This window comes from Primorskyibacter flagellatus (assembly GCF_900176485.1).
GTDB classification, from domain to species: domain Bacteria; phylum Pseudomonadota; class Alphaproteobacteria; order Rhodobacterales; family Rhodobacteraceae; genus Primorskyibacter; species Primorskyibacter flagellatus.
Genome location: NZ_FWYD01000005.1, coordinates 1 through 12,729, shown reverse-complemented (window position 1 = coordinate 12,729; position 12,729 = coordinate 1). Strand labels below are relative to the sequence as shown.

Annotated in this window: 5 protein-coding genes and 5 pseudogenes; 5 read left to right on the top strand and 5 right to left on the bottom strand. The window is 56.1% G+C overall.

Going from position 1 to position 12,729, the window contains the following annotated elements:
- The first annotated feature begins 202 nt into the window (after positions 1–202).
- Positions 203–1,612 carry an FRG domain-containing protein gene (locus B8991_RS09475; RefSeq protein ID WP_218673202.1) on the top strand — a complete coding sequence of 470 codons (1,410 nt, stop codon included), beginning with the start codon at positions 203–205 and terminating at the stop codon, positions 1,610–1,612.
- A 212-nt stretch (positions 1,613–1,824) separates the two neighbouring features.
- Here the strand turns inward: B8991_RS09475 and B8991_RS21895 are convergent.
- Both B8991_RS21895 and B8991_RS21890 read right to left on the bottom strand, forming a co-directional pair.
- A pseudogene (locus B8991_RS21895) lies at positions 1,825–2,508 on the bottom strand (hypothetical protein); the annotation flags it as partial.
- Positions 2,509–2,586: 78 nt separating this feature from the next.
- Positions 2,587–2,865 (bottom strand): annotated as a pseudogene (locus B8991_RS21890) (CHC2 zinc finger domain-containing protein); the annotation flags it as partial.
- A 585-nt stretch (positions 2,866–3,450) separates the two neighbouring features.
- On the opposite strand from B8991_RS21890, the pseudogene B8991_RS09465 reads away from it, so the two are divergent.
- Positions 3,451–3,837, top strand: a pseudogene (locus B8991_RS09465) (transketolase); the annotation flags it as partial.
- A 32-nt stretch (positions 3,838–3,869) separates the two neighbouring features.
- On the opposite strand, the gene B8991_RS09460 reads toward B8991_RS09465, so the two are convergent.
- Positions 3,870–8,786 (bottom strand): RecQ family ATP-dependent DNA helicase, encoded by a 4,917-nt coding sequence (locus B8991_RS09460; RefSeq protein WP_235866595.1) that lies wholly within the window; start codon positions 8,784–8,786, stop codon positions 3,870–3,872.
- A gap of 3 nt (positions 8,787–8,789) precedes the next feature.
- Between B8991_RS09460 and B8991_RS21885 the strand changes: the two genes are divergently transcribed.
- Positions 8,790–8,969 carry a hypothetical protein gene (locus B8991_RS21885; protein WP_235866594.1) on the top strand — a complete coding sequence of 60 codons (180 nt, stop codon included), beginning with the start codon at positions 8,790–8,792 and terminating at the stop codon, positions 8,967–8,969.
- 349 nt (positions 8,970–9,318) lie between these two features.
- Here B8991_RS21885 and B8991_RS21880 read toward each other — a convergent pair.
- Together B8991_RS21880 and B8991_RS09450 are read right to left on the bottom strand one after the other, a co-directional pair.
- Positions 9,319–10,467 (bottom strand): annotated as a pseudogene (locus tag B8991_RS21880) (AAA family ATPase).
- Positions 10,468–10,550: 83 nt separating this feature from the next.
- Positions 10,551–11,030: pseudogene (locus B8991_RS09450) on the bottom strand (P-loop NTPase fold protein); the annotation flags it as partial.
- Between the two features lie 553 nt (positions 11,031–11,583).
- Between B8991_RS09450 and B8991_RS09445 the strand changes: the two are divergent.
- Positions 11,584–11,970, top strand: a complete 387-nt coding sequence (locus tag B8991_RS09445) for a hypothetical protein (RefSeq protein ID WP_084352752.1) — start codon at positions 11,584–11,586, stop codon at positions 11,968–11,970.
- A 258-nt stretch (positions 11,971–12,228) separates the two neighbouring features.
- A complete protein-coding gene (locus tag B8991_RS09440) occupies positions 12,229–12,579 on the top strand; it encodes a hypothetical protein (RefSeq protein WP_084352751.1) in 351 nt (116 codons plus the stop codon).
- Positions 12,580–12,729: the final 150 nt, after the last annotated feature.

The following is a 12,729-nucleotide window of genomic DNA, read 5'->3' as shown; positions in this document are numbered from 1 at the left end:
TGCGCAAACTGATTGTTCTCGCAAACACGCTGGTCGCAGAAAGCCGAGAGTGGAACCCAAAATCCACTTGATCAGCAACACAGATGCTTCAGGAGAGCAGTCATTTGCTGCGACTTGGACAGAGAGCCGGTTTAAGTCCGTGGGTTGCCCGTTTGCCCCCTCATCCCTTCGGTAAGCTCTTGTAGCCCGTGCCAATCTGGGCATGATCTCTGATGATAACGAGGCGAAAGGCAAAGGCGGGGTGATGGCCGACAACTTCAATTACATATCGTTTGGTAACGTCGACCTGGTAGATGGAGTAGCACAAGTCGGCATGAGCCGCGGTCGCATGTTTGAGTACACGCCAACGGAACTCGCAAATGGGCTGGAGAGCCTTGGCGACGAGGCGCTCGCTTTCCTTATGACGTTACCGACTTTTTTGTGCAGCGAAGTATCAGGAGCAAAGGGCGGTGCAACGATGCACGTGCGCTTCGGTAGGCTTGTGAATGCGCGGGCCGATCGCAGAGAGATAGTGGCAGACTTCGAACCTATCGTCGAGTTCGGCGACGTCACTTTTTCTGATGTGAATGATGCAACTGAGGCATTTCAGGCCGATGGATTCCAACTCTACCGCACACACTGGGCGGTACGGGAAGGTGAAGCAAAACCGATTCTTGAGGCCCTTGCCAAACGTAAGCCGGAACTTGTCCAAGAAGTATCCGCATTATTGGCTGCCGAGCAAATTGCCCCAGCCGCGCCGCCACCGGAGCGCAAGAAGAACATTATTGCCACTATCGACAACGTGGAGGGTTTTCTCGCGGCCTTGCAGGGGTTGCCGCTGCTAAATAACACGGAAATCTTCTATCGTGGTCACGAGGATGCGAACTTCGAGTTAACTCCGTCTGTGTTGCGGAAGTGGCCTGATGGCAGTTGGCAGTACTTGCCGAGCGAGGATCGCCTCAACAAGGAACTGCTCATCGCTCATTATGAAGAATTTCAGAGTGATCAGTATTGCTTTGATAGCCTCGTCCGCATGCAGCATTTCGGGCTACCCACACGACTACTTGATATCTCGAGCAATCCTTTGATTGCCTTGTTTTTCGCTTGCTACGGAAAGCAGGAATCGATGGATATTCCAGGCGAAGTGATCATTTTCGGGGTTCCGGAGGTGAAGATTAAGTATTACGACGCCGACACTGTTAGTTGCCTCTCAAATCTATCAAACCTCAGCTATGAGCAAAAAGATGAAATTGACCTCGCTCTGGATGTCGACGCATTCAACGAAAGCGAAGTCGCAGGTAAGCTGCTTCATCACATCAAGTCTGAGAAAGGCTTCTTCGAGCCTCGGATCGATCCAGACCATTTGGGTTCGATTATTTGCGTGAAGGCTAAGCATACCAACAACCGCATAAAGCCACAGTCGGGCGCGTTCCTTTTGTACGGTCATGGTGCGATGCTGCCCGACACCGGCCAAGACGGCTTGGAGATATCACGAATTACGGTTACTGGTAAGCAGATCATCCTCGATCAGCTTGATGCTCTCAATATCAACGCGACAACCGTCTACCCCAGCATTGAACAGACCGCAGAGCATGTGAAGGCACGGTATCGACGGGCGCCTACCAACCATTAACCGGCACTGGAGCGCAAGATTACGACCGTCTTTTAGTAGATGGTTCGATATTCGCCTGAGCGTTGGCGATAAAAGGTACCAACCAGCCTCCAAGCTTTCATAGATCGTTCTCGAATGTCTGAAATGGAGCGAAGACGACGGTACCTACAATGGGCTCGAGTTTTCGCACGGGCTCGCTTGCTGATTTTTGGTTGGAATTAAATAACATCTGGCTAACCGAGTATAGTAGAAAGCCGTTCTGCTAACTGCTTACTAAATGCTTTCCTCCACTCTGAGTTATTCAGATAGGTCAGATATCTATGGGCCAGAAGATCCGACGGTATATCTTCCTTGTTTTGCGTAATCGGGATGACAGGGCGACCCCAGGCATGCGCAAGCCCCATTTCATAGAACACGTTTGGGTTTCTGCCTGTAAGGTCGCAAACCACGACAGCCGAATGATTCACCAATTCCAAAATATCCTTCATTAAAATGGAATGACCCCACATCTCATCTGCACGCTTTGCTTTGAGTGAGGTTGAGGCACAAGCCGTTTTAATGGCATCGTAAACCTCAGAAAAGCCTCCAAAAGGCATCATTACACCAATTACATCGTTCCTTGGTGGTTCATAGGTGTAACCTATTATCTGTTGCGTATTTGAAAAGGCGGCGACTTGCGACGTTGCAGTGGCTACATTGCTAAATTTTTGCATGACATACGTTTGAACTTTCTCCAGAGAACCGTCATTGCGATTTTTCATTACCACAAGCATATCCAAAACGTTTCCCGGATAATCAGGATCACTCCAACTCAGACTGCGCAGTAGTCTGTCATGGCCTTGGATATAACTGGTCCAGCCCGTGAGTAATCCAATTTCCATAAAGTGCTCCTTCTCGAAGCATTCCACTATAACTTCTTTTGCCACGAGAATTGGCGGCAAAGTTTGGGGTGGGTTCATTGCTGCATCTAACTCTGCGTCCATTTCCACAAGAAACGCCAAGCGTCGGACTGATGCCATAAAGCTAATATTCTTAGTCTCACGAAAAAAAGAAATGGCATCGCCTTTCGCATGGCAACCGAAACAATAGTAAAAACCTTTGCGATCATCCAAGTGAAAGCTTGCGCTTTTCTCTTTATGAAAGGGACAAGGCGCCCAAAGGTCGCCTTTGTCAAAGTTACTTTTCCGTGTATCCCATTTGACAGTTGGAGCGATTACGTCTGAAAGTGGAAGATTGGCCCGTAAGCGGTCAAGGAATCCTGGTGGAATGGTCACTGCCTGATCCTTCCTGGGAAGTTTTAACTTGTTCCATTTGTAAGCTGCAAGGCAGCTTACACAACGGCCTTTCCAATGAATCGTCATTTATTCTGGCTCTAACCCCGAATGTCGTGAGCTGGATTTGCATAGGTCAGCAGGCGCTACAGGCTCAAGTAAGTCTGCATTGCTACCATATACCGCTCTTTGCGGTCGCATCGAACGACTGGTCTGGAGAGGCCGCACCACAGCGGTTGGCCTTATGGTGAAGGCTTGGAATGGTGAAGGTTTTCTGATGCGGGTCGCTGCGATACGCTGCGCACTCGCGCGACCACGACCCGCGTTGGAAAACCTCCCAAGGAGGAAGCCGCGTGGGGTCTTGGTGCGATCTATGGGGGAAATGCGCCGATGGTTGGGGCGGTGGCTGTTTCAGGGGGTCGGCTGAAGGTGCGCATGAATGGCACTGCCGCAGGGCTCGCCGCCCTCCAGCACGGTACCGCAATCTTCGGTTGCTCTGCTACCTTTACCGATTAGAGTAGCCCCAAGTATTACTTGTGGTTTCAAATGAAAAATCCAAACTATACCATCTGACCGAGAGACCCTACCATGTCCATTGACGTCACTCACCTGAAGACCATCGAGCAGCGCCTTCTGTGGCTATCGCATTGGATGATCCATCACGCCAACCACGTGCGGCCCAAGGTCGACGGGATCAAGGTCGGTGGGCACCAGGCATCATCTGCCTCCGTGGTGTCGATCATGACGGCGCTCTACTTCTCGGCGCTGAGGCCCGAGGACCGGGTAGCGGTAAAGCCTCATGCCTCGCCGATCTTCCACGCGATGCAGTACCTCATGGGGAACCAGACCCGCGAGAAGATGGAGAACTTCCGCGGCTTCGGCGGGGTGCAGTCCTATCCCAGCCGGACCAAGGATATCGACGATGTGGACTTCTCCACCGGGTCCGTGGGGCTCGGTGCGGCATGTCGGTCATTTATCGTAAGTGCGGCGAACGACCGCTTTATCAACTATTTGCCTTTCTGATCTCTCCCGATAACCCTTTCGGAAGCCCTCTTGAGCTCTTCAAAAACGATCTCAGGCACAACAACTTCCCAATCAGCGCGTTTCAGCAAATGATGAAAACGCTCATCGGAATCCTCTTTGCGCCAATGTATGATGGCCGCGATTTCGCCTGTGACGAATTTCGTGCCGATCGGCGGAGCGAACGCTTTTGACATCCGCCCCAGGGCTCGCCCTCGGATGTCTTCGATCTGCCAGCGATCCCCGACACAGGAGAGCCTGACTGGCGCGCCGACCTGTGCTTCGGCGATCGCGTTATGAACGACGTGCCGATCACCTTGGCGCCCTGCGTATGACAGGTCGACCATTTTCATTTCGGGCGATTGAAAAAACCGGCGTGGGCCGGGAACCGTCGCTAAGTCTGCCTCCACATGCCGCGTGACCACGGAAGACGACACGGTGGGAAGGTATTCGTGATTGTCGTTGCTCATGACGATCAAATTGCGCCGCGCACGTGTCATGGCGACATAGAACAATCGCCTCGGTGCGTCCTGATCTTCGTTTCGCGAGGGCCGCTCCCAGCCGCCATCCATGATCACGACGTCGTCGAATTCGAGGCCCTTGGCGCGGTGCGCCGTCAACAATTTGAGGCCGCGCTGCTCGCCCCATGAATCCTTCGACCATTCAGCAAACCATTCGATCACGTCAGGGGTCGGGAGCGACTTGCCGTCAACTTCGCGCGCAAGCTGGCCAAGTCCCTCGCCGATCCGGTCAGTCCAACGGCTGGTGGGTATCGCGTTCAGGGTTTCGGTCAGATCGGCCAAGCTGACCAAGGCCCCGCGCCTCTCGCGCAGGCCGCCGATAAACACCTGCATCTCACGGGTGCGCCACAAACTGGGCAAGTTCTCGTTCGCCATTTCGACAGGAATTCCATGCGCCTCGGCAAAGTCGCGGACCGGCAAAAGCTTGCGCCAATCACGAGAAATGATGGCCGCGCCCTTCCAGCTCCAATCCGGGATCAGTTTGGACAGGCGGATCATCTCGCCCACCGCCGCAAGGGCCTGAGCGTCGACTCCGGCCGGGCAGCCCAGAATCTGGACCCGCCCCTGAGCAACCGGATCGAGGCTTTCCATTATCCCCCCGGCCGGGTCCCTTTGCCGCGATTGGTCGACGGTAATCCCGTGCCCTGTTTTCATACGTTCCCGAGATCCTTCGATCACCGCGTTCGCTGCACTGATGATGTGCTTCGACGAGCGGTAATTGTCGGTCAGAAAGATCGGCCTGGCTGAATAATCCTGTTCAAATTGCCGGATGTGGCGCACCGATGCACCGGCAAAAGCATAAATGTTCTGGTCGTCATCGCCAACCGCGAACAGGCTGATCCGTTGATCCGGATCGTCGATGCTGCGACCCGCCACCGCCGCGATCAAGGCGTATTCCTCGGGCCCCACGTCCTGATATTCGTCCACGAGAATCCAGCGGAACCCCTGGATCAAGGTCTCTCGCAAGGCTTCAGCCTCGGCCTTGTCCAGCCCGTCGCCACGCAAGAGACGTGCCGCATCGGTCAGAAGCGTCTTGAAGTCGGGCTCATCGGCCCCTGCCCGTCCAGCGAAACTCGCGCCAACCAGCCGCATGGCCAAGGCATGGATGGTCAAGACCGTCACGAAGCGAGCATCTTCACCAATCAGTAGACGCAAGCGTTCCCGGATCTCGGCGGCCGCGTGACGATTGTAGGCGAGCACCAATATACCGTTTGGATCTTCGCGCTTGATCCTCACCAGATACGCGAGACGATGGACCAGAACGCGTGTCTTGCCCGATCCCGGCCCCGCGAGCACAAGCACATTGGTCTGTTCGCGGTCGTCACGCACGATCTGCTCTTGTGTCGTATTCCCCAGATTGTCGACGATCTCGGCATAGGACCGGGGCGTCGCCTGCCGTCTGAACTCCGACATTTTGCCTGACATCCAGGCTTTCATGAAGTCGGACTGGTCCAATGCGAAATAGTCATACGCGAGCCGCTGCGCCTGATCGATATCGTCGATGCCTTTGGTCGCATAGGCAGCCATCACGTGGGTCTGGACGGTCTGTTCGCTGTAGTGATCTTCCAGCGGCGCAAAGTGCTGGGCGGTAAAGCTGCCCCCTTTTGGATTGATGTGCAACGTCATGGCCGAGCGGAATATGGACAGCCCCTTACCCAGAGTTACGACCTGCTGTTCATGCAGCCACAAAAGCGCGCGGTCCATCAGCTTCGACGGGTCATTCACTGACGCACGCAAGAGCGCGTCGCTGTTAATTGCAGCAAGAAGGTCGCCAAGCGTGGTCTCGACAGGAATGTCTTTCCCCTGCAGGCCGACCTGAACCTTGTCGATCAAGTATGAAACCAAACGTTCCGCCGCCTGCCGGCGCAGCTGAGCGGTCTGCTCGATTACCGCCCATGATCTTTGCAGTCGCACCATGAGACTGCCTTTAGAGGCCTTGCGCAGGCCGATATTGCCTTTGCCGCCATCCATGTCGCGGCCATCCTGCGAAATCCCGCGGAGCAACCCCTCGACAATATCAGGCCGCACGGAGGCGTGTCCCTGCTCTCGCAGGGCCTGCGCCACCGAGGCCAGATGACACGGCCAAGCCTCGCCGATCTCCGCGTCTGGCGCTTGCTCTCTCATGATCGCGATCAGGTCGGCTTCCAAGCGGGATGCCGCCTCGAACCGTTTCGGCGAGGCATTCTTGATACGCACATGCACGAAGATTGTGATGTTTGTATCATCCTTTGCGATCCCCAGGGCCTCGAGATCCGCCAAGGCCTTGCGCACGCCCGACACCGTGAGCCCACTGACCCCGCAAAGCTCGTCCGTGGTGATGCCCTCTTCTTGCGGCGCGTTGATGATGTGCTGCACGATAGCGGCCAGATCCTGGCGGCGCCGCTCGGTGATCTCGGCGGAGGCAAGGATCTCGCGGACCTCCTGCATGCTCCTTATCCGGAGCGAGGCGGGAAAGACCTGCACCCGGTTTTCCTCGCGGTTCAGAAGATGCGCCTCTTCCAGCCAGGCAACGGCCGTTTTTACCCGCGTATCGTCGGTATTGCTGTCTCGCTGGAAATCCCGGTCTTTTTCCTCGTGGACAATCTCCCCCGGCGTAGAAACGATCTCACCGCCTTTTCCGGTCCTTGCATCAAGGCGCCGAAGCGCTTTCAGAATCGCACCGATTTCGTGCCGCGCAAGCCGTGACCGCGCGCTGAGGCTGAACTGACGATCGACGTCTTCGGTGTTATAGAGAAGGACGCAATTTGCAGGCTCGCGGTCCCGCCCGGCGCGCCCTGCCTCCTGCAGGTAGTTTTCCAGCGACCCCGGCACGTCCCCGTGAACCACCAGACGGATGTCCGGCTTGTCGACCCCCATACCAAAAGCGTTGGTGGCCGCGATCACGCGCAGATTGCCGACACGGAAGTCCTCCTGGATCTCACGCTTGTCATCGGCGCTCAGGCCCGCATGATACCGTTCGGCAGCGATGCCCTGTTGTTTCAAGAACTCCGCCACGCGCTCGGTGGCGTTTCGGGTCGCACAATAGACGACCGCCCCCGCCACGCCCTCGCGCGGAAGCTGGGCCTCGATTGTGTCGAGGATATCGGTCATCTTGGTCGCGCGCTGCGTTGGCAGCACTTGGAAGCTCAGGTTCGACCGCGATGCGCCACCATCGATCAAGGCCAGCTCAGCCCCCAACCGCTCTTTGAAATGACTGCGGATGTCCTGCACGACGTCCGGTTTTGCCGTTGCCGTCAAGCAAAGCACCGGAGCAGGTTCGTCGTCTGAGCTTTCCTTTATGAACCGCGAAACATATCGATAGTCGGGTCGGAAATCTTGGCCCCATTTGGACACGCAATGCGCCTCGTCCAGCACCCACAACCCTATCTCTCGCTGTGCCAGAACGGACCGAACTGTTGTGCTGCGCAGTTGTTCGGGCGAGATCAACAGGATCGCTGCATCCCCAAGCCGAACCTTGTCGAGCGCATCCTGACGCTCGGGCAAAGACAATAGCCCGTTAACCGTAACCGCCGAGGAAATTCCGGCCCGCACCAAGCCCTGAACCTGGTCTGCCATCAGCGCCACGAGCGGCGATATGACGACGGTCAAGGCCCCGGTCTTGTAGAACCGAGACAGCGCGGGGATCTGATAGCAGATGGATTTGCCCGTGCCCGTCGGCAGAATGCCCAGCAGGTCGTCGCCGTCCATGGCCGTCGCCACGATCTTTTCCTGAAGCGGACGTCCGTCCTCGTCAACCGGTTCCGGGCGAAAACTCGGAAAGCCGAACCAGCGTTCGAGGGCACGGGTGGGATCGTTGTGCTCTGCGCAATAGTCACAGTGCGGATCACGACAATTCGTGTCTCTCAGGTCTTTGACGAGCCGTGCTGCGTCCCGGAACTGCGCCCGCACCCAGGGCGGCATGACAGAATCCCCGCCAGCCACCGAAATCCAGGCAAGAGCATATGCCATCGGCCAGCCCAGCCCAGTGTCCTGAAGCCGCTCGAGCACAGCCTCCACCCGCGCACCGCAGGCTGCCTCTTTAAGCAGCGCCCGAAGAGCCCCGTGCGCTTCAGCTTCGGTCGGGATGGACGCCCCACGCACATCGCTGAACAACCGATCGAACCCGTCGCTCCCTGGCCCTCGGCAACATAGCCAGTGATAGGCCAGCATCATCTCTGGCGACGACGTGTTCAGCGATAAAAAGGCGTCGATCTGGTTACGAAGGACTTCGAATACAAGACGCGCGTCAAACTCGGGACCGTTGACGTGACCACTTTGAAGCCGCCCATCATGGTAGTGTTTGACCAGACGGTGATAAGGATTGCGCGGAAAAGCCAAAGGGTTTAGCCACAGCGTGTCGATCGGTCCGTCCGCGAGCTTTGCGAAGCGCGGCGAAACCGCCATGAGATGCGGCAAGTCGTGGCGCAGAACATTGTGCCCAATGACATGCGCGAACCCCGCGCAGAACAAGTCGAGATTTTCAAGCGCAACCCTCGGGTCACCTTTCCGATGAACGATCCCCTTTCCTTCACCTTCCGGCACGGCGGCGAAGGCGAATATCCGGGCTTCTTTGGGATCGACCTCTAAATCAATCGACAGACAGCGCGACAAGATTTCGGATTGGTCCCGCGGCATTTGAATACCTTTATTGGTCGGTGGATCAGCCTTTGGTTTTTCAGGCTGCTGTGGTCGACCGCGGGCAAGGGCTTTCGATATGCCTCGGGAAATTACGTTTTTCATACTGGCAGGTTTATTCCCAAGGAGCGAGGTCTTCAGAAGCCATTTGACCAAAGATGTTCTCTCGATGCCATGCCAGATTTGCCGGGTGCGGGTGGCTCGGAGGAGAATGTTTCACTGCATCCTCCACGACTTGCCAGAATAGATCAATCACGGTTATCATGACTTATTCTTCCTTATTTTAATGGCAGGACTGGTTTCAGCTGCAGACTACGCACATTTTTTTATAGTGGTCCATTCCAACTTCTTTGATGAAGTTGATGCCTGCATCTGCTGCGCGGATAGCTTCCTCCAGAGTGAGGTCCGGCAGGGTTCCAAGCCCTTCTAATGTGCCGTGGGACTCTATTTGAACGAGGCGTTCGAGCGCCCGCACATCGAGCTTGTCTTTCACCGCTTCGTGGTGGTCCCCAAGTGCGCCTGCGAAGTTGGATTGTCCTGGGGAACAGAAGGTCGCGAACATCTCGAGGAGCTTGCGGGTCGCGTTCGGCAGCAAGAAAACATAGTCCGTCGTCTTCTTCTGTGCCGCGTCCTGAACCATGCTGAAAAAGTAGTGGTACTCACTGTCATACTTCACCAACAGCTCGTGCATCGGCGCAAGCGATGTAACGCGGTCGTCCCCATTACCGAAGCTTCGACAATCGAGCGACAGGAGCGAGGTTACTTTCTTGGTTTCGTTCCGTTTCTGGAGATTTTGAAACTCACGCTTCACCATGTTCATGAAGCTCGTGTTGTGAGTGATAACAATGACTTGGGCACATTTCTTGGTCATGCGGGTCATCAAGCTATAAGCATAGGTTCGTGCTGCCGTGTCAAGGCTCGAAATCGGGTCGTCGATTACCAGCACGAGGTCTTCGAGCTTGCGACCTTCAGCGGCCAATTGGGTCAGAAAATATCAAAATGAAACCGCTGTGTGCTCCCCTTCGCCCAGCTCTGTTGCCGGTTTCCCGCTTGGTCGCAGGATTTTGTATCCGCCATCCTCGGCAACAAGGCGAAGCTCTTTGTGCCCCAGGTAGGCCCAAATGAGTTCGTTCATCTTGTCCGCGCCAACGCCACCGTCATGCAGATCGTTGCGAAGTTCCAGTTGACGGTCGGCAATTCCCTTCTCTTCTGCTCGTGCTGTTACCTGCTCAGCCTCAGCGTCTCGCACATCCTTCTGAAGGCGGTCCCAATCGACTTGGTTCGTCGCCAAGACGTGTGCTTCGATTTTGGTGAAGGCGTCCTTTTGCATTGCAGCAAAGCTCGTGAAGGCATCATTGTGCTTCTTAATAGTCGCCGCTACGGCGGTCTCGATGTCAGCATACTCCTCAAGCCACTCTCCGAGGTCAAAGCCTGCCAGCTCACCGGTCATCGCCACTTCTTTGGTAGGGCTCGCATTGTCGAGACGCGGGTGCAAGAGGGAGCGCGAAAGGGTCGGCGGCATGGGTGATCACCTTATGACCGATATAGATTAACCGTGATATCGTTCGACCAGAATGGCTTTCCTACCGAAGAGATGATGTCGCGCTCATCCAACCATCTGACAAGTTCGCTGTTTTCATTCGTCCTCTTGAGCATGGGACGTGCATATCCGGTTTGAATTTCCGAATATGGGGACGGAAGCTGTCCCAAAAGCTCACGAACATCGTTTTTATCGAGCGTTTCGTGGAGGAGATTGAGTAGCTGGACCTGTGTGCCTGCTGGCTCAGTGTTCACGACAATTGCCTTGACGATATCAGGCGTGAGTGAAGGCAGCGCGCCATTTGTCCGCAACAGGATCGGTCCGACAAGGTTGGCACGCTCGGGGAGGCTCGGAAGAACGCTCAAGTCCATCAAACCGATGAGCGCCCGCTTCTCGTCGTCCGAGATATCGGTGGCAAGCAATCGCTCGCGGAAATCATCATCGATCGAGAAAGAGGGTGGGTCGCGAAGATACGGGCGACGCGGTTCTCAGGCGCAGCGCTTCCGCTATCCCGATGAGCTTATCGGAGATCCAGTGGCCGATTTTAGTAAGACTGTTATTCATAACGGGGTGTCTACCATGTTCCAGATTTTATCCCAGCCGCGTGTACAGTTTAGGCAACCACGGCGCGTTAAGGGCTGAAGTTCCGCTGTGGCGCCGAACGCTTACTTTTGGCAGCCAGCCCGCTTTTCAGCTTCGAAATAGCCATTTGCTACAACCGAATCAAACGCCCAATTACTACCCGGTACTGCCAGGATGGCGCTGGTCCCAAGCTTCTGAAGGCTCAACCAGAAAAATTTTTGAAAAATGCTTCGTCATTTCGCCCTTCGGCCAATGTCATTCGTGAAAGCCGACACCATCGAGAAGAACATTTGACGAAAGGAGCCAAGACAGACCCCGCCACCTCCTGATCTGCGCGCCTTCATCGTGCAGCGCGCAGATCGGCAGTTGGCGATGACATGACCCTCCGAAGCTCATGACCCGCCGGGACGAAACCCGGCACCACTTTCACCAAAGGGAGGCACCATGTTTCACAGAAAAATCACCCCGAATGCCAGTGTCCACTCCACCGATGTCGGCGAGATCGCGCTTCGTGCGTTTCTATCGACCCACCACGAGGCGCTCGGCCATACCGCTGTCTTGTTGGCAGATCGGCGCGGCGCCAGGCTCATCAATGCGATCCGCGACGGAATCAACCAGCCGGGGCCGCTGACGCGCCGCCTGCTTTTTGAGTTGCGCGGCCTTCTATTTCTCGAGCATGTCGATAGCGACGACTGGGATGATGCCGGATGCTTTGCGATGCCGGATCCCTGCGATCCGATCGTGCCCGAAATCTGCCTGCTTGCCGATGGGCTCGACGATGCACTGCGCGGTGCTGGACTGGTCCCCGCGTCAGATGACTGCGCGGCCTGATACACTCCCCACATCGCCGCGCACGCTATGCGGCGGTGTGGGCACTGCGGCCCGGCGAAATAACTCTTGGTCGACCGCAGATTTCTTCTTCGTGTGGGGGAAAAACGACCAATATCCTCGTTATCAAAACCCGACCAGCCAATGAAACCAGGCAAAGGAGCCAACCACACCCAGATCTCTCCCCCGCGATGCAGGAACCATTACGCCGATGAATCAAGCAGCACCAGCACCGTTCATGCATGCAAAAGGAAGACCATCATGCTCAACACCACCACCCTGGACACAGATCAGGCCCGTTACAACGCGGCTGCTTCGACAGAGGCATATCTAAGTCGGCACGGCGCGAGCCTCTGTGACCTGCTCGACGCATTCGACGACCCGAGCGGGTTCGAAGCGCTCTGCGGCCTGCATGTGGCCCTGTCAGCCGCCTTTCCGGAGGCCGATGCCGTGGAAGCCGCGCTGCGCGATATCCACGGCGCTCTGGAGGGCCAGGCGCCGTCAGCGCTCGATCGAATCAGCCGCGAGAGAAATATGTCTGCCTCCGATATGACACGTTGGCATGGCGCGCGCGCGAGCGAGCTTCTCGCGCGATTCCGCAATGCCAGGTGATCACCTCAACGGGCCGCGCCCCGACCGGGCGCGGCTGCCCTCACGCACATACATCGTATGCGCCGTCCCCGTCCCATTGATTTCTGCGGTTCCGTTGCACTGAGCCAACGGCGAGTTTCGTTCTGAGTATTCAGAAGGAGACGACGATGG

Excerpts from the sequence above, each read along its gene's own strand:
- B8991_RS21885 (WP_235866594.1), top strand. The coding sequence starts at position 8,790 with ATGCGGCAAGTCGTGGCGCAGAACATTGTGCCCAATGACATGCGCGAA.
- B8991_RS09440 (WP_084352751.1), top strand. The coding sequence starts at position 12,229 with ATGCTCAACACCACCACCCTGGACACAGATCAGGCCCGTTACAACGCG.
- B8991_RS09460 (WP_235866595.1), bottom strand. The coding sequence starts at position 8,786 with ATGGCGGTTTCGCCGCGCTTCGCAAAGCTCGCGGACGGACCGATCGAC.
- B8991_RS09475 (WP_218673202.1), top strand. The coding sequence starts at position 203 with ATGATCTCTGATGATAACGAGGCGAAAGGCAAAGGCGGGGTGATGGCC.
- B8991_RS09445 (WP_084352752.1), top strand. The coding sequence starts at position 11,584 with ATGTTTCACAGAAAAATCACCCCGAATGCCAGTGTCCACTCCACCGAT.